Here is a 26,811-nt window from a genome sequence, read left to right as displayed (position 1 = left end):
AACCGCTGAAATTCAGCGGTTTATTATGGAAGTGTTACGCGAACTGTCGCTGCTCACCATCGCCATCAACGTTAGTGACACAACGTCCACATAGCTCAGGGTGTGCTTCAACCGCGCCAACATCGTCAGTAAAGTGCCAACAGCGATCACACTTAGTACCTGCTGATTGCGCAACGGCTACTGATAAGCCTTCCAGCTCAGTGGCAACCGCTTCGCCAGGCGCGGCGTCAGTTGAAATTGTCGCGCCAGAGGTGATTAGTACAAAGCGCAGCTCGTCACCTAACTTCGCAAGCTTGTCGGCAAGTTCAGCTTGTGCATATAAAGTCACTTGCGCTTCAAGTGCTTTACCCACTTTCTTATCTTTACGAGCGGCTTCCAATGCTTTGTTAACTTCTGCACGTACTAATAAAATGTCGTTCCAGTAATCGTCACTAAGCTCGCCATCATTAGTGATGCCAGCAATATCTTCGAACCATACATCAGTGAATACAAACTCATCACGCTCACCAGCAGCTGGAGCAGGCAATGCTTGCCAAATTTCTTGTGCAGTGAATGACAAAATAGGTGCCATCCAACGCGTCATCGCTTCAGCAATTAGGTACATTGCGGTTTGACATGAACGACGTGCATGGCTGTCAGATTTTGCCGTGTATTGACGATCTTTAATGATGTCTAAGTAGAAACCGCCGAGTTCGGTTGTACAGAAATTCATTAACTTATGTACCACTTGGTGGAACTCGTATTCATCATACGCATTGACGATTTCTGCTTGCAGTGCTGCGGCTTTAGCTACCACCCAACGATCCAACGCCACCATATCTTCAACGGCAACTGAATGCTGAGCGGGTTCGAAACCATTAATGTTGGCTAACAAGAAGCGTGACGTGTTACGAATACGACGATAAGCATCCGCTTGGCGCTTAAATATTTCGTCCGATACGGTAATTTCTTGCGTGTAGTTAACCGAAGCCACCCACAAGCGAAGAATATCTGCGCCTAGCTTATTGGTGATCTCTGATGGCGTGATCACATTGCCTAATGACTTAGACATTTTCTTGCCGTCAGCATCTACGGTAAAACCATGGGTTAACACGGTTTTGTATGGCGCAGTGCCATTAATGGCCATCGCAGTTTTTAATGACGACTGGAACCAACCACGGTGCTGATCAGAGCCTTCTAAATATAAGTCTGCTGGGTAACCTAACTCTTCGCGTTGTGCCATAACAGAGTAGTGAGTCACACCAGAATCGAACCAAACGTCTAAGGTGTCTGTTACTTTGCTATAAGCATCAGCGTCATCGCCTAATAAGTCACTAACTTCTAGGTCGAACCATGCATCCATACCCTGCTTTTCAACAAGCTTGGCCACTTCCTCAATCAAACGCGGCGTGTCTGGGTGTAAGGCTTGTGTTTCTTTGTGAACAAACAAGGCAATTGGCACACCCCAAGTACGTTGGCGAGAGATACACCAGTCAGGGCTCGACTCTAACATTGAATCAATGCGTGCACGGCCCCAGTCAGGGATCCACTGCACGCCTTCCACCGCACCTTGAACTTCTTCACGCAGACTGTTCTTAGTCATGCTCACAAACCACTGAGGCGTCGCACGGAAAATTAGTGGTGTTTTCGTTCGCCAACAATGTGGATAACTGTGAGTAAACTTGTCTTTAACAAGCAAGTTGCCATGCTCAGCAACCACATCAATTACTTTCTCATCCACTTTGTAGACGTGCTCACCCGCAAATAACTCGACATTACTGCGGTAAATACCGTTATCGTCTAAGTAATTTAACGTTTCGATGTTATATTGTTTGCCAACATTGAAATCTTCGACACCGTGATCTGGTGAGGTATGCACACAGCCAGTACCCGCATCAGTCGTAACATGATCACCTAAAATAACAGGCAATTTGCGCTCGTAGAACGGATGGTTCACTTGCAAGTGTTCTAGTGCAGCGCCACTTACGCGACCAACAATGGCGAAATTTTCAACGCCTGCGCGTTCCATCACGCTTTCATGTAATGCTTCAGCGACTAACAAACGTTCTTCGCCTGCTTGCACAATAACGTAATCTAACTCAGCATTAACGCTCACGGCTTGGCTAGATGGTAATGTCCACGGCGTTGTTGTCCAAATGACAACAGAAATTTTGCCGCTACCTGATAGATCTGACACAAGCTCTGCTAGCGCAGATTCATCAGCAACTGGATATTTAACATCGATAGAGAAAGACACTTTGTCAGCGTACTCAACTTCCGCTTCGGCAAGCGCTGAGCCGCCAACAACGCTCCAATAAACGGGTTTAAAGCCCTGTTGTAAGTGACCATTTTCCGTGATTTTGCCGAGCGCGCGAATAATGTTGGCTTCGGTTTCAAAATCCATTGTTAGGTACGGATTTTCCCAATCACCGAACACACCTAAGCGCTTAAAGCTCTCGCGCTGACCATCAACTTGTTTTGCCGCGTATTCACGACATTTCTTGCGAAATTCCGCAGCTGAAAGTTTGTGACCTGGTTTGCCAAATTTCTTTTCTACGACTAATTCAATCGGTAAACCGTGGCAATCCCAGCCAGGTACGTATGGCGAGTCGAAGTCAGATAAGGTTTTTGCCTTAACAATAATATCTTTAAGAATTTTGTTTACCGAGTGACCCAAGTGAATGTCACCATTGGCGTAGGGAGGGCCGTCGTGCAAAATAAATGACTTCTTACCTTTTTTCGCCGCTCTAATTTTGCTGTAAAGGCCTTTGTCAGCCCAGTCTTTCAGCATTTGTGGTTCACGATTTGCCATGTTTCCACGCATTGGGAAACTGGTATCTGGCAAATTTAAGGTATGTTTGTAATCACTCATTTATGTCGATATCCGTTAATTCAAATCTGGTCAATCTAACTATGTTGTTCAATGTGCTTAGCCTTAATTGTTACCCTAGCTCAGTGATTTGTTGGGTAATAAGCACTAAGTCTCTGTTTGAGACGCTAACTTAGCCTTGTACTCGGTTAGCTTTTTACTCGTTTAGCTATGTACTCAGTTACATAGCGACGTGCCTGCTGGCTGTCTTTGTCTATCTGTTCGGTTAGCTCCGGCAAAGAGTTAAACTTGCGCTCAGCGCGCAGTTTTTCCAGCAACACGACTTCAAGAATCTGGCCATACACATCTTGGTTAAAATCAAAAATATGCACTTCAAGTTGCTGCCTAATACCCGCGACTGTTGGTCTTGAGCCAATATTGGCGACACCAAAATGTTTGTCTGTTGCCGTATTTACTTGCACCGCATATACGCCTGATACTGGTGACACGCGGCGCTTGAGCTTGATATTCGCCGTTGGAAAACCTAATTCTCGGCCGCGTTTATCACCGTGAAACACTCGACCATGAATTGAGTAAGCACGCCCTAGCATCACTTGCGCATCAGCCAATCTGTCTTGCTCAAGTGCTTGGCGAATTTCTGTGCTACTGATGCGGCAGTCGTCTAACTTAAAGCTGGCGGTATCGGAAACGCCAAAGCCAAATTTTTCACCGGCTTTCGTTAACATGGCAAAATCACCCGTGCGATTTTTACCAAAGCGAAAATCATCGCCAATAATCAAATGCTTGATACCAAGCTTGTCAACAAGTAACTGCTCGATAAAGTATTCAGCTGTTTGACTGGCAAACGCGCGATTGAAATTGACGCAAATTAATCGTTCAACGCCAAGCTCTGCGAGCAAAGCGTATTTGTCTCTTAATCGAGTGAGTCGTGCGGGTGCCGTAACTGGGCTAAATAACTCTTGCGGCTGCGGTTCAAACACCATCACAGCAGGCACGCAATTTAACGCCTTGGCCTGCTTAATTAAAGCTTTGATAACGCGTTGGTGCCCTAAATGAACACCATCGAAATTACCTATGGTTAATACACAGCCGTGATCAGCTGCTTTAATGTTGTGAATTCCGCGAATTAACTGCATTGAGCGATTCAATCTTTTTGCTAAAGAGTTATCAGCAACTTAGCCTATCTAACCTAAAAAACCGACGAATTATATATTAGTCTTAGTAAAGAATCAGCATTTAACGTGCAGAAATCGGGCTATTTTTCTCAACCTTAAAATCACTGAGTTTGACGCGCATTGCCCACAGTAAAGCGAAGTAGACAATAACTCCTGCGGCAATTAAGCCACTCACCTGCCCCAATTGCTGTAAAAAAGTCATGGCAAACCAGTGGTTTTGGCTCGGCTGCAAGTAAACAATAACGCCAGCCATGAGCGCAGAAGCCAGTATTAACTTGCTGAAAAACCACTTAGTTGCCACTGGAATGTTAAACACACCACTCTTTTTCAATCCCCGGTACAGTAAAAATGCATTCAGTGTAGCGGACAAGGTGGTCGCCATTGCCAAGCCAACATAACCAAAAAATGGCGCCAGCATCAAATTGAAAGCCATGTTGGCCACCATAGCAATAATGCCTATTTTAACGGGAGTCTTAGTGTCCTGACGCGAATAAAAGCCCGGTGCAAGCACTTTAATAAACATAAAGCTCACTAAGCCTGACAAGTACGCATAAAGGGCATAAGACACTTGCAAGACATCATTTTGGCTAAATTCACCGCGCATAAACAGCAGCATAATAATTGGCTGAGCAAGCACCATAAGCCCTGCCAATGCGGGCATCCCCATCAAGCAAACCACACGCAGTCCCCAATCTATCGTGGCTGCGAATTCTGCTTTATTCTCTCTGGCGTGAAGACCAGAAAGGCTCGGCAAAATAACCGTGGCAATGCCAATGCCGAAGAGCCCAAGCGGAAATTCTAGTAAGCGATCGGCGTAATAAAGCCAACTAATAGAGCCAGTCACTAAGAAACTGGCAATCAAGGTGTCTAACAATAGGTTAATTTGTGTGACAGACACGCCAAACAAAGCCGGCACTATCAGTTTGCGAATTTTAGCAACGCCTGGCGCATGCCACGCCCATTTGGGTTTAACCAGTACCCCGGCGCGATATAAAAACGGTAATTGAAATAAAAACTGAACTAAGCCACCTAAGAATACCCCCCAAGCTAGGGCGTAAGCTGGCAGCTCAAAATAAGACCCCAAGAAAATTGCACTGGCGATAATACAAACGTTAAGCAAAACTGGTGTAAATGCAGCAGCAGCAAATTTCCCTAGCGTATTGAGCACCGCCCCAGCTAACGCCGTTAGGGTGATAAACCACAAATAAGGGAAAGTGATTTTTAGTAATGCCGCAGCCAATTCAAACTTTGCGCCTTGCTCGCCACCTTGCCACCAATCTAAGAACCACCCAAACCCGAACAAAGCAACAATCACTGGCGACGCTATCATGCCGAATAACGTCACTAGGGAAACAACAACGCCGAGTGTACCTGACACCTGAGCGATAAGTTTACGGGTCTCGTCAGTGCCATTTTTCTCATCAATTGCTTGATATTCACTGAGCACAGGCACAAAAGCTTGAGCAAACGCACCCTCGGCAAACAAACGCCTTAGAAAATTTGGAATCTTATTGGCAAAGAAGAATACGTCAGCGCCTGCACCTGTCCCCATAAAGTTAGCAATAACCACATCGCGCACTAACCCTAGCACTCGGGAGATCATGGTCATCGCACTGACAATAATGCCTGACTTAATTAGTTTTTTACTCAAACTGTTTGCTCGAAAAAAGAAGTGACAAAAAAGAAATATTATGACGGTAACGCAAAGTGTTAAACAAGCAGAGAATCTTTTGTTTATTGCTAGCGTGCTAATTAAGCTATTTCAGCCCAGCTAAGCGCAACAGCGCTAAAAGCAGCGCAATTAACGAAACTATTCCACGTAAACCACTATGATCAAACCGATAAATAAATGGTGTCTTAATTGAAGTGAGTATTTAATTTAACGGTAATTAATAAACCTGATAATATTTATCGCTAAATTAATTGACAATTCCTCAGAAAAAAGGCATATTTTGCCGCCTTAAATTTAGGCTATATTTTATCACATTTAGGAGTTCACCTTGGCTAACTCAAAGCAAGCTAAGAAACGCGCGGTACAATCTGAAAAGCGCCGTCAACACAATGCAAGCCGTCGTTCAATGATGCGTACTTTAGTTAAAAAAGTAATCGCTGCAATTGAAGCCGGTGACAAAGAATTGGCAACAAAAGAATTCGCAGCTGCGCAACCGATCTTAGATCGTTACGCAACTAAAGGTCTTATCCACAAAAACAAAGCTGCTCGTAGCAAGAGCCGTTTAAGCGCTGCTATCAAAGCACTTTAATTTGTTTTTGTAGACGCTTTCTTATCTTATAAAGATAAAGCGATTTAAAAAACCGGCAACTCAGCCGGTTTTTTTATAACTGTACTTTTCTAACTCTGCACACATTAATACCAATTGAATTAATTAATTGATCAATTCAGAGCGCTGTCAGCGGTGGGAGAACAAGCCAAATTTTTGTTGATATAGTTGTTCTACATCTCATCAATTTGGCGCAGTTATCGCGACGCTGACACGCTCCCAAAGGGCGAGTTTAAAAGGCTCATATGCGGCGTTATTGATTTTGACAAGGGAATAACCATTCTCTGCAATCAATGCCTTGCCTCTAAGCCTTTTAATTCTCGCTGAATGATTAAGTAGTTATTTCAATTGGTATAAGAGTTAGCGACAGCGGTATAACAAGTAACGCTTCATTCAGAATAGTTGCACCCGACACTATTTTTTCCTACTCTTTTTGCCGTTAATGATCATGAGAATTTCCCAAATGAATCCACATTCAAAAACACGAAACAAAGCTAAACTCAGCAAACTCGCAGCGGTTGTCCTAATGGCCACCTCAGCACTTACCGCCTGTGGTGACAACACCGCCAACACTGAACAAACGCCAGCGTTAGTTGACAATTACGAGAACCGATTAGACATCTATAAAACGGTTACGCTAAATGCTGATTTAAACCACTTGTCTGACAATCAAAAACACATGCTGTCACTACTGATTGATGCTTCTAAAATTATGGACGATCTGTTTTGGAAACAAGCCTTTGGTCAAGACAAAACCGCTTTTCTCGCTTCATTGAGCGATCCAAAGGTTCGTGCTTTTGCCGACATTAACTACGGCCCTTGGGATAGATTAGCTGGCGATAAAGTGTTCTTAACAGGCTTTGAAACCAAGTCTCATGGCGCACAATTCTATCCTGCCGATATGACTAAGGCAGAGTTTGAACAAGCAGAATTTTCGGACAAAAATGGCCTGTACTCTATTGTTGAGCGCGATGCTAATGGCAAGTTAACGTCAACAGCTTACTCAGAAATTTACAGCGATGAGATCAACCGTGCAGCAGCTATTCTTGAAAAAGCAGCTGGCTTTGCCGACAACAAAGAGTTTGCCAACTATCTTACGATGCGCGCCAATGCACTGCGCAGCGATGACTATCAAGCATCAGACTTCGCTTGGATGGACATGAAAACCAATCCAATTGACGTCGTCATTGGGCCAATTGAAACCTATGAAGATCAGCTCTTTGGTTACCGCGCTGCGTTTGAGTCTTATGTCCTTGTGAAAGACCTTTCTTGGAGCGAGCGCCTAGCCAAATACGCCGCTTTCTTGCCTGAGCTACAACGCGAATTGCCCGTGGCGAAAAAATACAAGCAAGAAACACCGGGCTCAGATGCCGATTTAAATGCCTATGATGTGATTTACTATGCGGGCCACTCAAACGCAGGTAGTAAAACCATCGCGATTAACCTGCCTAACGATGAAGAAGTACAGTTAGCCAAAGGTACACGCCGCCTACAACTTAAAAACGCAATGCGCGCTAAGTTTGACGCCATTATGCTCCCTATCGCTGACGAGCTAATCGTGCCAGCGCAGCGCAAACACCTTACCTTTAATGGTTTCTTCGCCAATACCATGTTCCACGAAGTAGCACATGGTTTAGGGATTAAAAACACCATTAATGACCAAGGTACGGTTCGCCAAGCATTAAAAGAGCACGCATCTGCACTGGAGGAAGGCAAGGCAGACGTACTAGGTCTTTATATGGTTAAGCAGTTACTGGCTAAAGGTGCAATTACTCAAGGTACGCTAGAAGACTACTATGTTACCTTTATGGCGGGTATTTTCCGCTCAGTGCGTTTTGGCGCGAGTTCCGCTCACGGTAAAGCAAACATGGTGCGCTTCAACTACTTCCAAGAGCAAGGCGCATTTAGCCGCAATGCACAAGGACAGTACAGTGTTGATATGGCCAAGATGACAAAAGCCGTAGATTCTTTGTCGGAGCTGATACTCACGTTACAAGGTAATGGCGACTACGCAGGCGTTGATCAGTTAGTCAAAGAAAAAGGCCTGATTAAAGAAGATTTGGCAGCCAGCCTAGCGAAGCTTGAAGCGGCAAATATTCCAGTAGATATCGTGTTTGAGCAAGGTAAACAGGTACTGGGTTTAAATTAGCCATAACATGTTAGCTAACACCTTGGTTAACTTTCTAACCTTACCAGGTAATGGTTAACAGCTGACAACAGTAAGTCCTATCAAGCCGAAGCCTAGCTTCGGCTTTTTATTTCTCTTTTTACTTTTCCCTCAAGCGCTCTACTAGTGATTTTCGCTTTCAATCAAACGAACGCAGAATAGTGCTCGCAATATCCCCATAAATTCTGTATATAAAAAGCACAATAAGAAGAAAAAACAAAAGAACCTTAAATTACAACGAAAATACAACAGGTGAACAATGGAAAGTTACGATTTCGTCATCGTTGGGGGAGGCTCTGCTGGCTGTGTGCTGGCCGATAAGTTATCTGCATGCGGGCAATTTCAAGTATGTTTAGTAGAGGCTGGCCCAAAAGACAACTCGCCGTTAATTCATGTGCCGCTCGGAACAATTGGCCTGATGCGCAGCAGCAAATACAACTGGCTATATGATTCCGCACCGGAAGCAACGCAGAACCAACGACAGATATTTAACCCAAGAGGCAAAACACTCGGCGGTAGTAGTTCAATTAACGCTATGCTCTATGTTCGCGGTCAAAAAGAAGACTATGATGCATGGCGAGATATGGGTAATGAAGGTTGGGGCTATGATGACGTGCTGCCTTATTTCAAAGCGACTCAGCACCAAGAGCGTGGCGCAGATGAGTATCATGGTGTAGATGGCCCGCTTAATGTTGCAGAATCAAGGTGTAAATTACACGTATTTGATAAATTTATTAGCTCTGCTGCTAATGCTGGCTACCCCGTTAACAACGATTTTAATGGTCAGTCGCAAGAAGGTGTTGGTTACTACCAAGTGACCCAAAAAGATGGCCAACGCTGTAGCTCTGCCAAAGCATTTTTAACGCCAAATCTTGCTCGCCCTAACCTAACGGTGTTAACCGATGCTATGGTTGAAAAAGTGCTGTTTGAAGAGAAAATTGCGGTTGGCATCCGCGTAAAACATCAGCAAAAGTGGCAAGAAATTGTCGCCCATAAAGAAGTGATTCTTAGTGCTGGCGCATATAACTCGCCTCAGTTACTGATGCTCTCTGGTGTTGGCCCCAAAGCAGAGTTAGCAAAACACAATATTCCGTTAGTGCATGAATTGGCAGGAGTTGGCCAAAACTTACAAGAGCATGTCGACGCTATTGTACTCAATGAGTATCAAGACACCGATGGCATTGCCTTTCGCCCAACAGCAATGGCAAAGCTTGCCCCCAGTGCCCTGCAATATTTCACCAAGCGAGAGGGGGTACTGACCAGTGCGGCAGCCGAAGCAGGGGGATTTATCAAAACCGATGAAACACTCGAACGGCCAGATATTCAATTGCACTTTATGCCCTTTGCCATGGACGATCATGGACGAAATTTGAAAATGTTGTGCCGCTATGGCGTAGCCATGCATGTTTGCTTGTTAAGGCCAAACAGCCGAGGACAAGTGACCTTATTTGGCAATGCCCCGCACTTACACCCCAAAATTGAAATTAACATGCTTGCTGATCCTGATGATCAGGCGATTATGGTCGCTGGGGTACGAAAAGTTCGTGAAATTTTCGCCCAACATCCACTTGCAGGGCTACTTGGCAGCGAGATTTATCCGGGAGCAAGCGCTACTTCAGATGAAGATATCCTGAGTTTTCTCAGAGAAAGAGCCAATACCATTTATCACCCAGTCGGTACCTGTAAAATGGGTCAGGATGAGATGGCGGTAGTAGATAGTTCGCTGAAAGTGCACGGTTTAGCATCGCTGCGCGTGATTGACGCTTCCATTATGCCGACGCTAATCAGCGGTAATACCAATGCGCCCACCATAATGATCGCCGCAAAGGTTGCTGACACTATACTCGCACAATACCAATAAATTTATTGACTGGGATTGAATGAATAATGTCACTTGCATGGTCTAGTGACATTATTACTACATTACGTCAATTTCAGGATAGCTATGAAACTCCACTCTCTCTGGTTTGCAGCCAGCCTTTTTTTGCTAACGCTTAATAACGCGTTTGCAGAGCAAAAAACGTCGTCAAATACACCGTCAAATATTGTGCCTGACTGGCAATTAACCATGCAAAATGGTGAGCCAATCAATTGGCAAATGTTTGAAGGCAAGCCCGTCATTTTGCACTTTTGGGCAACCTGGTGTCCTTACTGCAAGCGACTGCAGCCCAAATTGGTCGAATTAGTCGAAAAACATCCTAACGTGATATTGGTCGGCATTAGCTTTAATGAAGACAGTGACGCGACGCCACAAGATGTATTGGAAGAACGCGGTTACACATTTAAAACCGCCGTAAATGGTGAAAAAGTTGCACAGCAGTACGGTGTTGCCGGCACGCCAACGACTTTCTTTATCAAACCCAATGGCGAAGCCATTTTTAAGTACGTTAATTCAGACATCAACGACCCTCGTCTATTAAAAGCGACACAAGTGATTGCCGAATAATAGCTATTAATCTTATCAGCCAATAATTTTATTGGCTGATATCTACTTTATCTGGCAACGTATTTCGGCCGTACAGTTTATATTTCAACTGACGTCGTTCCGACGGCTTGTAGGTCCAATCCAGTGCTTTCGCAATGACGTTTTTTGCTCTTGTTTCCTGACCTTTCGCCATGTAAACCTGATACAAGCCAATGTAAGCCTCATTGACATATGGCGCCAGTTCAATCGTGCGATTAAAAAATTCGATGGCTTGGCGATAGTTACCTTGCTGCTGCGCTAAATACGCCTGATTCAGCCAGCTATATGGGTTGGGATCTTCAAGTTTCGCCATTTTTGCTTGTAGCCCATTGGCTTCTTCACCGCGATGCTGCATAGCCAGCAAAGTTGCATAATTACTCAGTAAAGAAAGATTGTTTGGTGCGAGTTTCATGGCAAAATCATAAATTTGCTCTGCTGTGCGCTCATCTCCTTGACGGCGATGAATAACGGCAAGAAGATTCATGACTTCGACACTAGTGTCGTCATATTGATAAGCCGTAATAGCGTTAGCAAAGGCGCGTTCAAGATCACCTACCACTAGTGCATCAGAAGCAATATTTTTGTAGTACATAGCAACAAACTGATGATATGTAAGGTAACGACTCTTAATGTTGCTTGATGCAGGAAAGTAATCAATAACGACACCAGCATTTGAAAAAATAGCACTCAGTCCTCCTTGGCTAGGTGCGGCAAATAACTTGGTTTGCACATGGATTGATGAAAACACCAAATTATTCTGCTTTTCAAATACCGGTAAGGTCAGTACTTCACGAAACGCTAAATCGACATCCACTAAACGCGCCAATGCTGTGGTAAGAATAGCTAAGCTCATGCAGTTACCCTGCAAACTATTCATCGCTTGCGATGCGGTGTAGGTTTCTCCGTAATAGGTAAAGTTAGCGACCTTATTAAGAAGGTAATCACTAATGATTTGGTGCTTATCTTCACCTTGCGCTAGCGCTTTGTTGTAATAAGCCAGAAATTGCTGCTGTTGCTCAGTGCTAAGACTAAACAGCTCTTGTTCGGAAGTGATGTCAACCGTTTGGTAGTTAAACAGGTGATAGGCTATCGGCAACGCTTGCCCTGTGTTTGCCTGGCTGGCTTGATTGGTCTGATAAGCCTGATGACTACAGCCATAACTCCATATAATCAGTATCAGTACAATTAAACAACGCATTATCACTCCTTAGATGCCAACCGCAAATTAACCATACTGGTTAGCGGCAAAGAGATCTACTAAATCTTTCGTTGCTCTATTAATGAGTTGCTCTATTAATGGATAGCTCCTTGGTGCTGTTTTCTTAACCCCAAGAAAAAGAGAATGAAAAATAGCAAGGGGCGATAGGGGCATTTCTTACCGTAAAAAAGGGAAAGGAAAAGAAAGTCAATCGTTCAGTATGAAAAATAGCCGCAACAAGAAGCCAAAAACCTGTTCTATATCAAACTAGCGATGATTTCATCCGAAATTGATGGATTTATTATGAAGATCATTGGTTTATTTAGGTTATATTCGTGTTAACGGATTGTTAATTTTAGATCTAGCTAAAGTTGTTTCCACCAGCCTTAGCAATTACATAATTAGATAGGAGTTAATTATGATCTACCATTGCCTCAGTACAGATATCTATATAACCAAGCACAACTTAGGCTTAGACACGTTTTCAAACTCAATAACGATTGAGTAATCGGCTATCGAAAAGCGCTTCGTTAGCCTTCTAGCGCTAAGTAAGTCTGCTATCAACGTAAATTACCGTTTAGCACTAGCAGCATATCACCTAGCCATCATCTCTCGAAAATACAAGGAATAGGAAATTACTATGAATCTCAGTATCAAAGCAAAATTAATGCTACTAGCTGGTGCCGCTATGCTTACCATGGGAGTTATTTTTATCGTTGAAGTCATCTCGACGAAAAACACTGTCTTGCAAAAAGAATATGAAAATGTGGGTCAGTCGGTCAGACACAGTTTGCAAAGAGGCCTGCAGGCGCAAGCGGATACTGCCACCCAATCTGCCCATATTTTCTATCAACAGGCACAACTTGATCAGCTCAAACAAGAGCTTGGCGACGAAATCAAGCTACTCCACCAAACACTTCTCTCGATTTATCAGGCCAGTGAGTCTAAAACATTAGCCAAAGATCGGGTTTACGCATTTCTTAACCATTATCGCTGGGGTGATAATCGTTATGCTTATAGTTTCGACGTGGACTCCATTGTTTACCAAACTCACGCGCTTGACCCTTTATTAATTGGTGAAAGCGCCAAAGATTTAACAGACAATAACGGTATGTATTTCGGTCGTGATATTGTCAATTCCGCATTAACCCATGACATTGGCTTCACCCGATATGCTGACCTTAATCCTAAGAGTAAGCAAGTAGAAGATAAGCTTGCCGTTGCTATGCTGGTTAAACCATTGAATATAGTGATCAGCACTGATGAATATATTTCCAACCTACAGGCTGACAAGCAAGCAAGTGCTTTGGCGATGATACTGCAAGCACGGTATGGCGAAAGCGGCTATTTTTGGGTTCAGGATAGCCAAGGGGTGTTCTTAACTCACCCCAATAAAGCACTGATCGGCACGAGCATCGCCAATACCCAAAAAATCGCCGAACAGATAAAAAATAAACAAGAAACCTTTATCGACATGCCGTTCACCAACCCGGCAACAAACCAGCCTGAAAATAAAATTTCTTATGCCCGTAAAATATTTCCAGACTGGGGCTGGGTGATTGCCACTGGTACTTATGAAACCGAGATCAAGTCGGCACAAACCCAGTTAACGCAAGCAACAAAAACCGTTTTTGCCGAGAAAACCCAGCAGAGCATTATCATGATGGTGTTCGTAACCTTGCTAACCTTTGCTTCATTGATTTGGTTTATTAACAAAACCATTACTAAGTTAGCCTTGTTAAATGACCGCATCAAAAGTTTATCAAGTGGTGAGGCCGATTTAACCTCGCGCATAGCGATAACCAATAAAGACGAAATTGGTGCTATCGCCTCATCGATTAATGACTTTATTGTCTACTTGCAAAATATGCTACGCGAGCTTAGTGCATCCTCTAACCATATCACCCAAAACATAGATGAACTGTCTGAACAATCTGAGCGCAATCACCAAGCGCTAAACCTGCACGCAAATGAAACAGAGCAAGTCGTTACAGCGATTACTGAAATGAGCGCCACCGCCAATAGTGTCGCCGAGAATGCCTCGCAATCGGCTCACAATACGAATTACGCCGAGCAGGAGGCGACAGAAGCCAAACACTTAGTAAACTCGACAACGGCGAGCGTTGAGCAGTTGATGATGGAAATCGAACAAGCAGCTGTGAATATCAACACCATGAATGACAACACCCAAGAAATAGTCAACGTTTTGGGTGTTATTGGTGATATTGCCGCTCAAACTAACCTATTAGCTCTTAATGCCGCAATCGAGGCCGCTCGTGCTGGTGAGCAAGGCCGAGGCTTTGCTGTCGTAGCCGATGAAGTGCGCGCCCTCGCCTCGCGCACGCAAGCCAGTACCGAAGAGATCGGTCAGATCCTTACTAAAGTGCAAACAGACGCCAGCAATGCCGTTAGCGCAATGCAAGCCACTCAAGCGAGCTGTCAATTAGCCTCTGACAATACCGCTAAAGTCTCGTCAAGTTTATCGACCATGACCAGCGCTATTGTTGAAATTAATGACTTGAATAGCCAAATTGCGACAGCTGCTGAGCAGCAAAGTGTCGCAACGGAAGAAGTCAGTCAAAATATGAGTAATATTCGATTGGTTGTTACCGATTTAACACAAAGTGGTAAGCAAACAGTTACGAACAGCCAAGCCTTAGCGGCAAGCAATCAACAGCTGGCTGGCTCAATCAGCCAATTTAGGGTTTAAACTGGTGAAAGATGGTCAAGCTAGCTTTGGGCACTAACACGAATAATACCAATTGAAATAACTACTTAATCATTCAGCGAGAATTAAAAGGCTTAGAGGCAAGGCATTGATTGCAGAGAATGGTCGTTCCCTTGTCAAAATCAATAACGCAGCATATGAGCCTTTTAAACTCGCCCTTTGGGCTGAGGGATCCCCATTTATCATACAATGATTATCTTGTTGTAGTCGTTAATGAAATTTAACCAACTCCTTTTGATAAACCTCTTTGTTAACTGGTGAGGGCATTGTTTGACAATATTTTTGGCGAGTGACAGAAATGAAAGCACGCGCCGCTTTCTCACGGTATTTGCTTGGAACCTAAAGTGCCATTTTCTTCTTTCTGCTTCAAAGCCAATAAGCCAGAGTACCAAGCTTGCTACACAAGCGATAAGGCACAGTATGCTCATCCGTTTAATGCCCATCGTTCGACTAAACCGCCAAGAAAAACCATACTGCTCACTTTTGTCATCTCTAAAGTTTTGCTCTATTTGCATACGTTTAGCGTACAAATTGATTACTTCGCGACTTGTTAGCTCGGCATCAGATGTCGCGATGAGCCAAGGTTCATGAGCAAGGTTGCGGTACATTTTATCATCCTTAGTAAAGCGGCTTTTCCCGCGTCGGCCTCTGTGCTCACCTTGATAAAGGTGCAGGCTCGCTTGGCACCCCGTTTTGCTGTGTTGCGTTAACCTTGCGCTCCCTAAATTTTTAGGTGTACAACTGGCGTCCTTTCTTAACTGCGCTAAGGTTTGCCATTGCGTTGGCTGCTGTTTCAATTGGCACTTCATTGTACCTCGCAGTCGACCAATAAAATCCCATCCGTGGGCAAGTACTTCGGCATACCAAGGTGTTAAAAAGCCGCCGTCAGATGTGATATACACTTTCGCATGCCCCGCCAATATGTGACTTAATCGTGAGAGAAACAATTGATGAGTGGTACGGGTTTCCTTATCCTTTTCTTCAACAACCATGTTGTAGAGCGTCATTGAGCGACCATCGACCAATAAACTAGCGCGTAACAAATGATAATTTGAGCCACAGCACCCACTCCAGTCGACAGCAATGACTAGGTATGGCAATTGGCTTATAACGGGCTTGGCAAGCGCACGGTAAATGTCAATAAGCTCTCGTTGTAAGTGGTCATTGTTTAAAAATCTGTCGATTCGTTTAATTTTGTTTTTACTGAACGCTTTTCCTTCGAGGTGTCGACCTATATCAGTGAGAGTTAACCGATTCGAGTCAATTAACGCATCGGCACTGAGCATTAAGGTTTTCATGCGTGCGCGATTGAAGGAAGATAGCGTATTTTTAAAGTAGTTGTGGCATAGTGATTTTACAGGCATAACAGTTGTCCTTATTGTGTTTGGCGATTCAATAAGATCACAAATTGTTATGCCTGTCACTTTTTGGGGATTCCTCAGCCCTTTGGGAGCGTGTCAGCGTCGCGATAACTGCGCCAAATTGATGAGATGTAGAATAACTATATCAACAAAAATTTGGCTTGTTCTCCCACCGCTGACAGCGCTCTGAATTGATCAATTAATTAATTCAATTGGTATAATTTAAGCACCCAACATATGTAAGGTAAAAATGATAAGAGTATAAGAAAGGCCAGCGAGATGCTGGCCTTTTAGATCGTATTTAACGCTTACAACGCATTAGAATAAAAATTCTTCTTCGTCGTGTGCCATCATGCTCGCCGCACCGTTTTCGATACATGCTGCATGGCCTTGTGCACGAGGCAGGATACGTGCGAAGTAGAAGCGAGCAGTTTTGATTTTCGCTTCGTAAAACGCTTTGTCTTCTGTACCTTCAGCTAACTGAGTGAACGCAACCTTAGCCATTTTCGCCCAGAAGTAGGCAAGTGTTAGGTAACCTGAGTACATTAAGTAATCAACTGATGCTGCGCCAATTTCATCTGGGTTTTGCATCGCTTTCATACCAATTTCTTGGGTCATTTTCTGCCAGTTAGGTGCAATGGTAATCATTGGCTTAACAAACTCACTCATTTGCTCATCTGTTACATTCTCTGTACAGAACTGAGTCACTTCAGCAGCGAATGGCTTAATCATTTCGCCTTTTGAGCCTAAGATCTTACGCGCAAGTAAATCTAGTGCTTGAATACCAGTGGTGCCTTCGTATAAACAGCTGATCTTAGTATCACGCATCAACTGCTCCATGCCCCATTCCTTGATGAAGCCATGACCACCAAATACTTGTACACCGTGGCTGGTACACTCTAAACCTAACTCAGTTAAGAATGCTTTGGCGATTGGTGTTAATAATGCTAGCTTGCTTTCTGCTTCGGCACGCTTTGCAGGATCTTTTTCAGCTTCAACAATATCAACGAGCTGAGCTAAGTAACCATTTAACGCTCGGCCACCTTCTGCAATTGATTTTTGCGTTAACAGCATACGACGAACGTCTGGGTGAACGATAATCGGGTCAGCTGGGCCATTCGGGTTCTTAGCACCAGTTAGTGAGCGCATTTGTAAGCGATCTTGTGCGTAAGCTAATGAGCCTTGGAATGCAGCATCAGCTGCCGCAACACCTTCATTAGCAACACCTAAACGCGCAGCGTTCATAAAGGTGAACATACAGTTCAAACCACGGTTGACTTCGCCAATTAAGTAACCTTTGGCGCCATCGAAGTTAATAACACAAGTTGCATTCGCGTGAATACCCATCTTGTGCTCAATTGAGCCACAGTTTACGCCGTTGCGATCAGCTACTTCACCGTCAGCAGTGACATTGAACTTAGGTACAACAAATAATGAGATACCTTTGGTACCTTCTGGAGAACCTGGCACACGTGCAATTACGATATGTACAATGTTGTCTGATAAATCGTGCTCACCGGCAGAGATAAAAATCTTGGTGCCCGTAAGTGAGTATGAACCATCGTCATTTAACTCAGCTTTAGTGCGTAACATACCTAAGTCGGTACCACAGTGTGGTTCAGTTAAACACATGGTACCAGTCCAAGTCCCGTCAACTAGCTTAGGCATGAACATCGCTTTTTGCTCATCAGAACCGTGCGCTTCTAAAGTTGCTAACGCACCGTGACTTAACCCCGGGTACATTGCGAAACTGTGGTTTGCAGCAGAAAGGAACTCACCAATTGCCGTGTTAATGGAATGAGGTAAACCTTGACCACCGTGCTCAACTGGTTGAGATAGTGTCGGCCAGCCACCTTCTACGTATTGTTGATAAGCTTCTTTAAAGCCATCAGGTGTTGTAACAACACCGTCTTCCCACTTACAACCTTGCTCGTCGCCTGATTGGTTAATAGGTGCAATGACTTCTTCTGTAAATTTACCAGCTTCAGCCATGATTGCGCTAACCATATCTGGTGTTGCGTCTTCATAACCCAAGTTTTGGTAATGAGTTTCACAATCTAACAACTCTTGCATCACGAACTGCATATCACGCAGTGGAGCTTTATATTCTGGCATTGTCGTTTCCTCAATTTGAATCCCAACACTAACTGGTCGGACTTGTTAAACCCTAACATTTTAACAAGGTTCGTAGCCAATTTAAAAGCACAAACTCAACTTCTATTTCCAATATAACCGCGGTTTATAAATGGCTATTGGAGCGGTTTATATAGTTGCTCGTCGTTTACTTCGTTGCTGCTGCGAAACTCGCTTTTGTGCTAATGCACTGAATGTTATTTCCCTTCAAAAAACGCAAACACAGTTTCAAAAGCCGTTTGTTGGAACTTTTTCAATCCTGTATCGCGAAAATCAATACCCACTTGGCTTTTTGCCAACGTGTTTTTCACAAAACTACCTGAAACTATATCAACCTTGAGCGTGTCAATTAGTTGAATCGCGGCTTCAAGTTTAAAGCCAACAGGCCCGCCTGCGAACTTGCCTTTTAGCGCGCGCCCTTTAATCACCACTTGTTCAACTTGGTAGTCTTCCATCAACTTCTTAAACGCAAATTGAAATTTTTGTACTTGCTCAGCATCGCCTGCGTCATCAATAGAAACCTTTGCAACCCGCAACTGCGGTAAGTCGTACAGTCCATCTGCCAACGACATTACGCATACAATTGCATCATTACCTTTAAGCTCAACACCACATACTTTCATTGTCTTTATCCCCATGCATTAAACGGCGCTATTATGCTCTTGTCTTAGTGGGAAGGACAGTAATTTCATAGATTACGTACAATATCGAACAATGGTTTGAAGTATTTGCACTAAATATGTACAAACATCCTCTTTAGTCGCTCGACTTAGCCAAATAGTTGCCTTAGACTGCTAGCACAAGTAAGAGTACAGTACTCTGCTAAGCCTTAATTTTTAAGATCAAGTAGCCGAAAGAAATAGCAGTAATCTAATGCCTAAGACAGGCTAAATTCCCCGAGAGAGAAAGTATGCAAGCAGATTCAATTATTGAAGCCAAACAAGTACGAAGTCAGCAAACTCAAAAGAAGCTACTCGACGCGCTCAATAGTTGTCTAAAACAAGACTTTTTTGAGCATATTAGTATTGCACAAATCACTGAAAATGCAGGGGTCTCTGTAGGGACATTTTATCGTCGCTTTAAAAACAAAGAGGCGTTGTTGCCCTATTTATATCAAGACTTCGGTACTCAACAACGGGACTGGGTACTGGCACTAACAACAGAGAAACAGGCGACACTAGCACAGCAAATTACCTATATTGTCGAAAATTGTTGCCATTTTTTATCCAACAATGCCGGTGTACTGAGAACCTTACACCTGAATGCACGCTTATACCCAGAAATATTGCCCACCAGCCAACTCAATGAACGTTCGCAGGAATATCGCGAAATTGCAGCGATGTTAATGCAACATGCACAAGAGATAACGCATCGTTCACCGCAAATGGCTTGTGATATGGCAACGTTTATGATGATCAACGGCCTAATCGAAAAAATACTATATGGCGATCTAACACCCGCAATCGCTTCGCCATTGGCAATGGAAGAACATTGCCAACAGCTCAGCGCGATGCTCCTCAGCTACTTAACTCAGCAGTAGTTTGGGCAACAGCTGACAATAAGCCGGTAACTCTTCTCACTCTAGGTAAAAGCGCTTTAGTCTAATCCCCTTGGTGAATAAAAAACCAATTACAAGTAGAATACCCCTGCTTAGTTAGCCATAAATCAAGCTGATAGAGACTAGCTAGGCTAGCGAGCCGACAATGCTGAATTTAATGACACTAGCATAAGACAATTTCTTGACTTGGCCATATATAGACACAAACAAAATAGACACAAACGAGATATTAACGTGAAGAAAACTTGTATTATTACTGGCGGTAGCTCAGGCATTGGCTTGAGCATTGCGAAAACCTTTGTCAAGGAAGGTTACCAAGTCTTTAACCTTGATATTCAAGCAAGTGAATATGGTCACTTTATTGAGTGCGATGTCACTGATATCGCGGCAGTAAAGGATGCGGTCGATAAGTTGGGACGCCAACACGGCATTGATGCACTGGTTTCCAACGCTGGCATTCATTTCTCAGCCAATATCGAAGATACCAGCGAAGCTGACTTAACGCGTGTTTTCAATATCAATGTCAAAGGCGCCTATGCTGCCACACAGGCATGTTTACCCTTTATGCGTGAGCAACAAAGTGGCTCAATTATTTATATTGCCAGTGATCAAGCGGTTGTTGGCAAGCGCAACTCATTTGCCTATAACTTGTCAAAATCTGCACTCGCGTCAATGGCGCGCACAACCGCGCTTGATTATGCCCAATACAATATCCGTGCTAATGCCGTTTGCCCTGGCACGATAGAAACGCCGCTCTATCACAACGCGATTAATCGCTATGTCGAACAATCTGGCGCCGATATCAACCAAGTCCATCAAGAAGAGGCAGCCCTGCAACCACTTGGCCGCTTGGGACAGCCTCAAGAAGTTGCCGAGTTAACGCTATTTTTAGCATCGGATAAAGCCAAATTTATTACTGGCAGCTTGCAAGTCATTGACGGTGGCTACACCGCGCAATAAGCCAAGTCATTCATTAAACATTATGCGTATTATCGACCCTCACCTGCACTTATTTGACCTAGATTGCGGTGATTACTCTTGGCTAAAACCTGAAAACCCGCCATATTGGCCAGATAAACAAATAATTACCCGCAATTTTGACTGCTCGGCACTCACACTAGAGCAGCCGTTTTCACTCGCGGGCTTTGTCCACATCGAAGCAGGGTTTGATAATAATCAGCCTTGGCGCGAGATCGCCTGGCTTGAAAAGACGGTATCCTTGCCATTTAAGTCAGTAGCAACGATCGATTTGAGCGCTGAGTTACCGTCTTATTGTGAAACACTAGCTAAACTCAATACATTTAGCTCTGTGGTTGGGGTTAGACACATTCTTGATGAAAGCGCAGAAGCTATTCTTGAGCAGGCTAACATAATCGAAAAGTTCAACATGTTAGCTAACCTAGGCCTGCATTTTGAGCTACAACTGTCATTGGCGGACTCGGCAGCCCAGAGCCTACTCTCTGCTATCTTAGATCGCGTGCCCAATCTGCGCATTATGATTAATCACGCAGGTTGGCCCAGCCTAGATATTACTCAAGATACCAGCTGGCAAGCAGGTGTTCAGCGCCTTGCTCGCTATGACAATATCGCCATTAAATGCTCTGGCTGGGAAATGACAGCGCGTGACTACTGTGCACATTGGCAACAGCAAGTCATTGATTACGCCATTGCTTGCTTTGGCCGCCATCGTGTGATGCTGGCAAGTAACTTTCCGCTTTCATTATTCTCAAATTCATACCAAGCGCTATGGCAAGGTTATTGTGACATACTCAAGCAAAGCCATCTGTCTAATGAAGTGCCTAATAAAGTGTCGAATAACGTGCCGAGTGAAGTCGTAAATCAACTGTGTTTTGAAAATGCTTATACTTGGTATGGGTTCAATTCACAAAAACGCTAAACTGCCGCACAATAGTGCAAACAAGGAACTAGAAACACGACAAATTCTGGCAATGCAACATCAAGGGTAATGACCTCAATTCGAGCTTTTTCAAGCGAACTCGAACATTAATTTAACAAGGATATTTGTCATAACCATGAGTCTACCGAAAAATTTTCAAATGATGGCGCACTATAATCAACGCATTAACCGCCAGCTATTAACGATTTGCCGCCAGCAACCGGGCGCACTCCTCAATCAACCGACAGGCTCATTTTTCGAGACGATTATCGACTATTGGAACCACTTGCTTTTTGGCGATTTGATTCTCCTCGGTCGCTTGGCTGACAACCGCATTGCCAACTTTTCTCCGGAAATACTTGCAGGGCTCCCGACTCCTCAGTCGCCGACAGACCGTTATTTTGAGTCACTCGATGAACTCATAGATGCAAGACAACAGCTAGATCAACTCATCATCACCTTCTGCCAACAGCTGACTGAGCAAGACTGTACAACCCATATTCGCTATACAACGACAGAAGGCGATGAGATCAGTAAACTTGCTGGTGACGTTATTCAGCACCTTTTTAATCACCAAACACACCACCGTGGTCAGCTCACTTGTGTGATGAGCCAATTTGGTATTGACTATGCTTGTATGGACTTACCCGTTGTGGTCAGTGAAGGTAGCGCTGTTAGTGCTAATTAAACGATTAGTTAAACTAACCCAATACAGAACAAGGTCATAAAAAAGGAAATAAGCGATGCAACTGTACGAGTACAAAATCATAGATTCGAGTGATGTCAAAAGCGCGGGGATGTTTAAAGGCAAAAAACGAGAAGATCTTGAAGCATACCTCAACGAGCTTGGCTTGCAGGGATGGGAGCTTGTTAATGTCGATTTTCGCGAGCTAGAAGGTGAATTCGGCTTTTCAGGAATAATGAAAAAGGCGATTACTTAGCGGTACTGACTGAGCCGGCCTAACACACTTAATCGACACTAAGTAGGGCTTGAGCTTGAGTTAGCGCCTCTTCCATCGTGTATAAGTACTTCATATTGGCATATGTCGCCTGATGCTGGTCTAGAATTGCTTTGTTCAAGGGTCGAGGCGCGACAATGATCAAGTGCTTGCATTTATGCGCGAGGCTCCATTCTTGAATATCCTTGAGTGCATCCATCAGTGCTAAACCACCGCCTTCAAACTCTGTCGTATCGACAATACGAATCCATGGAGAATCCAATATTGGCTCGGCATGTCGCTGAATATCATCAAAGTACTGCCAAACACCTTCAACATTCCACACGCCTCTCATCGTGCAGTGCATGATGTTGTCGGTAACAGAGATTTGATAATCACAATGAGGCTTAAACATAACGACTAGTTCACAGCTTGGACACTTGTGTGTCAAATGTTATAAAAAATGGCGATAAAAAGAAATCGACAAGAAACAAAACCCTCATGATTAAATTAATGAGGGTTTTACGTTTCATTTAACTATCGTGTTACTCAGCGTTACTTAGTGTATGCTCTTGGCATTTCACTGGTTGCCATGTAACGATCACGCAGTTTGTCTTGGCGGCTTTCAAGCACTTGCTGCTCACCGTCAATCCAAATTTGCTCTGCACTTGTGCTTAGCTCAAATGGGTCTGCACTCCACAGGACAATATCGGCAGGTTTACCAACGGCAATTCGACCTGTATCTAAGTTAAACGCATCAGCGACATTAGCGGTTACCGCAGCCAGCGCCGCGTCGTAGTCCATACCATTAGCAACCGCATTACCCGCGTCAAAACGCAGTTGGTGCGCGTTGTGCGAATCACCACTAACGGTCAACACAACGTTAACGCCAGCTTTGTGTAGCAAGCCTGCATTTGCTAAACCTACGTGTAATGAATCAAAACTCCCCGGCAGGTTCCGCAGTGCGCCCATAACAACTGGCACTTTAGCGCTAGCAAGTTGCTCAACCACTAATGGCGCATCTGCTGCACCAAGTAACACTAGATCCAAATTAAAGCGCTGTTTAAGCTCAAGTACCGCCAAAATATCGGTGGCACGATCAACGTGCACTAGTAATGGTTTGTCACCATTAAGCACGGCATTAATGGCTTGCTCGCTGCGCTTAGGCGCTTTTTTATCTTTGTCTTTAGCGTTTTTCTTGGCCATTTTTTCCGCTTTATCTAGCGCTTTTTGAGCATCTTCTAACTTATTGGTAAGTGCTTGTAAGTTAGTCGCTCGTGAGCCCTTTGACTCACTGCCAAGCTCGACTAACACGCCATTTTTCGGGCTGTAAACACTATCAAACTCACCATTTAACTTAGCGGCAAAGGTTTGACCTTTAAACATGTCATCACCGCCATTTGGCGCGCTAACATTGCTGGTAATGCCTGCTTTGCGCGTAAACGCAATTAAGCTAGATTTTGGATTAAAGGCAAGGCTTGGATCAAAAGTAATATCCGCTTTTTTCGCATCTGCATCGCGGCTGCGCGCGACAGCACTCACTTCAACCAAGCCAATTTGGTTCATTGAGCTAATCAAACCAGGCGTTACCACCTTACCTTGAGCATCAATAATGTGGTCGGCATCCAATGTTGCAGGGTTAATAGCCGCAATAACGCCGTTGTCGATAACCAGCGTCGCGTTTTCCAATACACCTGCGTCGGTTACAGTGTGAACTTTTGCATTGGTAATCGCGATACTTGCTGCATTCACCGATGATGCCGCTGCTAACGCTAAGGCAATGAATGATGTTTTAAATGATGTATTTCGTAATTTCATAATCTTGCCTCCCTTATTCCTGACCCAGCATAAAATCACTTTGCGCTTGATACTTGTCATCGAAGCGATCGTAAACTTTAGCACCGTCAACAAATACTTGCTCAGCCAATGCGTAGACACTAAATGGGTTGGTATTCCAAATCACGACATCAGCGTTTTTACCTTGTTCAAGGCTACCGGTTTTATCGTCGATACCCAGCGATTTAGCGGCATTGCTCGTGATCCAGCGAATGGCATCCGCTTCCGTTAACGCGAAGCCGTTTTCGTTTGCGCGGTACAACACTTTCGCTGCTTCCTGGTTCAAGCGCTGAATAGTCGTGCCTGAATCTGAGTGAACAACGGCACAAGAGTTCATCGCCGCATCAACCATAGCAACGTTTTCCTCAACCATATCATAGGCTTCCATCTTAAAGCCCCACCAATCTGGCCACATGGCTGCACAGTTACCGTTTTCTCCCAGAATATCGGCAATCTTGTATGCTTCAACAGCATGATGGAAAGTACCTGAGTGGTAGTTAAATTCTTTACCTAAATCTACCATCATCGCCATTTCTTCGGCTTTGTAGCAGTGATTGTGAATTAAGATATCGCCATCAAGCACGCCTTTTAACGTATCTAGCTCAATATCGCGAACTGGGGCTTGTGGGTTTTTACCGGCGGCATAGTCTGCTTCATATTTTTCCCAAGCGCGCTTGTACTCTGTTGCCTCAGCCCAAGCCATACGGTAGCCCGCCATGTTCCCCATGCGCGTACCCGGTGCTTCTTTACGGCCACCATAAACACGCTTAGGGTTTTCACCACACGCCATTTTCAAACCATAGGGCGCTTCTGGGAACTTCATGCCTTGCATCGTATGGCTCGGCACGTTTTTCAAGGTAACACCTCGGCCGCCGAAGAGGTTAGCGGAGCCAGGTAAAATTTGCAGTGTCGTAACACCACCAGCGCGGGCTGCGTGAAACCCTGGGTCTTGCGGCCAAACACTGTGCTCAGCCCACACTTCTGACGTATTGGGCGCAGTCATTTCGTTGCCGTCGGCATGTGACTCAACCGAAGGGCTTGGATAAACACCGTAGTGAGAGTGCACATCAATTACCCCTGGTGTTACCCATTTTCCTTGCGCATCGACCACAGCAGCACCATCGGCAGCTAGGTTTTGCCCAACTTGGCTAACTGTACCATCCACCAATAACACATCGGCATTGTCTAAACGCTCGCCATTACCAATAAGGACGGTTGCATTTTTAATCAAGGTAGTTTGCTGTGGTAACACTTGGTAAGTGCTTGGGTATGGGTTCTTATCGAAGGTGACCTTGGCGTCTTGTTGCTCAGACTGCATACAGCCACTAAGCGCAATAGAAACCGCTGCCATCACCAATGAGGGCATCAATTTTTTCATGGTTATTCCTGAGTTTTGCTCTTTTTTGCGCGCTTTTTACTAAGTCGCAAAGAGCCTATTATTTTGATAATGGATCAACGCACAACAGTATATTGAAAAAATGTTAACAACAAGGGATGTGCGACGAGTTTTAGTAATATTTGCGACCAGTTGCGCTTTTCTTCGACAATCGCAGCGCTTAACCAGAAAACAGGGGAAACCAGCAGTTTGAAGTGTTGCTTTAATAGCTCGCAACTATGCTTAGCTAAAATGAGCTTAGCTACGCTTAAACAACCAGCGACGAATGCGATCTTTACGCAGCGATAGCAACCAAACTAACGCGATAGCATAAAGCCCAGGTTCGTAGATATCTGATTTGATTGACCAGTAAAAGTGCACCCAAATCGCAACTGCAGCAATGTAAACCCAGTTGTGGAGCTGCTGCCAGCTTTTGCCCATTTTACGCTTGATTTTACCCAGTGATGTAACTGCAAGTGGCAACAAAATAGCGAAAGCAAACATACCCACAGTAATATATGGACGGTCTATCACTTCATCGATGAACAAACGCCAGTCAAACTGTAATTCAAAAAATAAGAAGTTCAATAAATGCAACGCGGCATAGGTAAATGCCCACAAACCTAGTAAGCGTCTAAATTTAAGCAGCACAGGCTGTTTAAAGCGCTTTGCTAAAGGAGTGATCGCGAGCGAAATTAACAAAATATTAAGGGCACCAATACCGGTAAAGTGAATCACCCGCTCAACGGGATCAGCGCCTATCGCATCAGTTATCGCGCCATAATAAAGCCATACAAGTGGCAACGCTGCGGCTAAATGAACAAGGGTTTTAACTACTGCAATCATCTAAAACACTCTGGTGCTTAACGTGTTGAAACGTTGAAGTTTTGAAT

21 protein-coding genes are annotated in these 26,811 nt (G+C 44.2%); 10 read left to right on the top strand and 11 right to left on the bottom strand.

Annotation, left to right across the window (positions count from 1 at the left end):
* Positions 1–34: 34 nt before the first annotated feature.
* The 3 genes from ileS to murJ all read right to left on the bottom strand — a co-directional run bounded on the left by ileS (position 35) and on the right by murJ (position 5,635).
* Positions 35–2,851, bottom strand: a complete 2,817-nt coding sequence (ileS, locus tag DXX93_RS05070; RefSeq protein WP_116007120.1) for an isoleucine--tRNA ligase — start codon at positions 2,849–2,851, stop codon at positions 35–37.
* Between the two features lie 146 nt (positions 2,852–2,997).
* On the bottom strand, positions 2,998–3,945 hold the full coding sequence (gene ribF, locus DXX93_RS05065) for a bifunctional riboflavin kinase/FAD synthetase (RefSeq protein ID WP_116007119.1): 948 nt from the start codon (positions 3,943–3,945) through the stop codon (positions 2,998–3,000).
* 100 nt (positions 3,946–4,045) lie between these two features.
* Positions 4,046–5,635 (bottom strand): murein biosynthesis integral membrane protein MurJ, encoded by a 1,590-nt coding sequence (gene murJ / locus DXX93_RS05060; RefSeq protein WP_116007118.1) that lies wholly within the window; start codon positions 5,633–5,635, stop codon positions 4,046–4,048.
* A 349-nt stretch (positions 5,636–5,984) separates the two neighbouring features.
* On the opposite strand from murJ, the gene rpsT reads away from it, so the two are divergent.
* The 4 genes from rpsT to DXX93_RS05040 all read left to right on the top strand — a co-directional run bounded on the left by rpsT (position 5,985) and on the right by DXX93_RS05040 (position 10,876).
* Positions 5,985–6,245: a 30S ribosomal protein S20 gene (gene rpsT, locus DXX93_RS05055; RefSeq protein ID WP_116007117.1), complete on the top strand. Its 261-nt coding sequence runs from the start codon at positions 5,985–5,987 to the stop codon at positions 6,243–6,245.
* Positions 6,246–6,726: 481 nt separating this feature from the next.
* Positions 6,727–8,412 (top strand): dipeptidyl-peptidase 3 family protein, encoded by a 1,686-nt coding sequence (locus DXX93_RS05050; protein WP_116007116.1) that lies wholly within the window; start codon positions 6,727–6,729, stop codon positions 8,410–8,412.
* A 277-nt stretch (positions 8,413–8,689) separates the two neighbouring features.
* A complete protein-coding gene (locus DXX93_RS05045; protein ID WP_116007115.1) occupies positions 8,690–10,291 on the top strand; it encodes a GMC family oxidoreductase in 1,602 nt (533 codons plus the stop codon).
* An 84-nt stretch (positions 10,292–10,375) separates the two neighbouring features.
* Entirely contained in the window at positions 10,376–10,876 is a 501-nt protein-coding gene (locus tag DXX93_RS05040) for a TlpA family protein disulfide reductase (protein WP_116007114.1), read from the top strand.
* A 28-nt stretch (positions 10,877–10,904) separates the two neighbouring features.
* Here DXX93_RS05040 and DXX93_RS05035 read toward each other — a convergent pair whose 3' ends face one another.
* Positions 10,905–12,092, bottom strand: coding sequence for a tetratricopeptide repeat protein (locus DXX93_RS05035; protein ID WP_116007113.1), 1,188 nt, complete (start codon positions 12,090–12,092; stop codon positions 10,905–10,907).
* Between the two features lie 640 nt (positions 12,093–12,732).
* Between DXX93_RS05035 and DXX93_RS05030 the strand changes: the two genes are divergently transcribed.
* Complete coding sequence (locus tag DXX93_RS05030) at positions 12,733–14,802, top strand: methyl-accepting chemotaxis protein (RefSeq protein ID WP_116007112.1); 2,070 nt, start codon at positions 12,733–12,735, stop codon at positions 14,800–14,802.
* A 200-nt stretch (positions 14,803–15,002) separates the two neighbouring features.
* On the opposite strand, the gene DXX93_RS05025 is transcribed toward DXX93_RS05030, so the two are convergent.
* From DXX93_RS05025 to DXX93_RS05015, 3 genes are all read right to left on the bottom strand, one after another.
* Positions 15,003–16,184 carry an IS4 family transposase gene (locus tag DXX93_RS05025; protein WP_116006901.1) on the bottom strand — a complete coding sequence of 394 codons (1,182 nt, stop codon included), beginning with the start codon at positions 16,182–16,184 and terminating at the stop codon, positions 15,003–15,005.
* 315 nt (positions 16,185–16,499) lie between these two features.
* The gene (locus DXX93_RS05020) at positions 16,500–18,296 is read right to left on the bottom strand and encodes an acyl-CoA dehydrogenase C-terminal domain-containing protein (RefSeq protein ID WP_116007111.1); all 1,797 of its coding nucleotides are present in this window, start codon (positions 18,294–18,296) and stop codon (positions 16,500–16,502) included.
* Between the two features lie 215 nt (positions 18,297–18,511).
* Positions 18,512–18,937: a DUF3010 family protein gene (locus DXX93_RS05015; RefSeq protein WP_116007110.1), complete on the bottom strand. Its 426-nt coding sequence runs from the start codon at positions 18,935–18,937 to the stop codon at positions 18,512–18,514.
* 287 nt (positions 18,938–19,224) lie between these two features.
* Between DXX93_RS05015 and DXX93_RS05010 the strand changes: the two genes are divergently transcribed.
* The 5 genes from DXX93_RS05010 to DXX93_RS04990 all read left to right on the top strand — a co-directional run bounded on the left by DXX93_RS05010 (position 19,225) and on the right by DXX93_RS04990 (position 22,710).
* Positions 19,225–19,854 carry a TetR/AcrR family transcriptional regulator gene (locus DXX93_RS05010; protein WP_116007109.1) on the top strand — a complete coding sequence of 210 codons (630 nt, stop codon included), beginning with the start codon at positions 19,225–19,227 and terminating at the stop codon, positions 19,852–19,854.
* Positions 19,855–20,106: 252 nt separating this feature from the next.
* Positions 20,107–20,832, top strand: a complete 726-nt coding sequence (locus DXX93_RS05005) for an SDR family NAD(P)-dependent oxidoreductase (RefSeq protein ID WP_116007108.1) — start codon at positions 20,107–20,109, stop codon at positions 20,830–20,832.
* Positions 20,813–21,769 (top strand): amidohydrolase family protein, encoded by a 957-nt coding sequence (locus DXX93_RS05000; protein ID WP_258872590.1) that lies wholly within the window; start codon positions 20,813–20,815, stop codon positions 21,767–21,769. The genes DXX93_RS05005 and DXX93_RS05000 overlap by 20 nt, the downstream gene beginning before the upstream one ends.
* 136 nt (positions 21,770–21,905) lie before the next feature.
* Complete coding sequence (locus DXX93_RS04995) at positions 21,906–22,457, top strand: DinB family protein (protein ID WP_116007106.1); 552 nt, start codon at positions 21,906–21,908, stop codon at positions 22,455–22,457.
* A 55-nt stretch (positions 22,458–22,512) separates the two neighbouring features.
* On the top strand, positions 22,513–22,710 hold the full coding sequence (locus DXX93_RS04990; RefSeq protein WP_116007105.1) for a DUF4177 domain-containing protein: 198 nt from the start codon (positions 22,513–22,515) through the stop codon (positions 22,708–22,710).
* Positions 22,711–22,738: 28 nt separating this feature from the next.
* Here DXX93_RS04990 and DXX93_RS04985 read toward each other — a convergent pair whose 3' ends face one another.
* The 4 genes from DXX93_RS04985 to msrQ all read right to left on the bottom strand — a co-directional run bounded on the left by DXX93_RS04985 (position 22,739) and on the right by msrQ (position 26,764).
* A complete protein-coding gene (locus DXX93_RS04985) occupies positions 22,739–23,122 on the bottom strand; it encodes a hypothetical protein (protein WP_116007104.1) in 384 nt (127 codons plus the stop codon).
* A gap of 140 nt (positions 23,123–23,262) precedes the next feature.
* Complete coding sequence (locus tag DXX93_RS04980; RefSeq protein WP_116007103.1) at positions 23,263–24,525, bottom strand: amidohydrolase family protein; 1,263 nt, start codon at positions 24,523–24,525, stop codon at positions 23,263–23,265.
* A 13-nt stretch (positions 24,526–24,538) separates the two neighbouring features.
* Positions 24,539–25,921: an amidohydrolase gene (locus DXX93_RS04975; RefSeq protein WP_116007102.1), complete on the bottom strand. Its 1,383-nt coding sequence runs from the start codon at positions 25,919–25,921 to the stop codon at positions 24,539–24,541.
* 255 nt (positions 25,922–26,176) lie between these two features.
* Positions 26,177–26,764, bottom strand: coding sequence for a protein-methionine-sulfoxide reductase heme-binding subunit MsrQ (msrQ, locus tag DXX93_RS04970; RefSeq protein ID WP_116007101.1), 588 nt, complete (start codon positions 26,762–26,764; stop codon positions 26,177–26,179).
* Positions 26,765–26,811: the final 47 nt, after the last annotated feature.

The sequence above is a fragment of the Thalassotalea euphylliae genome (assembly GCF_003390335.1).
Lineage (GTDB): Bacteria > Pseudomonadota > Gammaproteobacteria > Enterobacterales > Alteromonadaceae > Thalassotalea_F > Thalassotalea_F euphylliae_B.
This window is presented reverse-complemented; position numbering and strand designations above follow the sequence as displayed.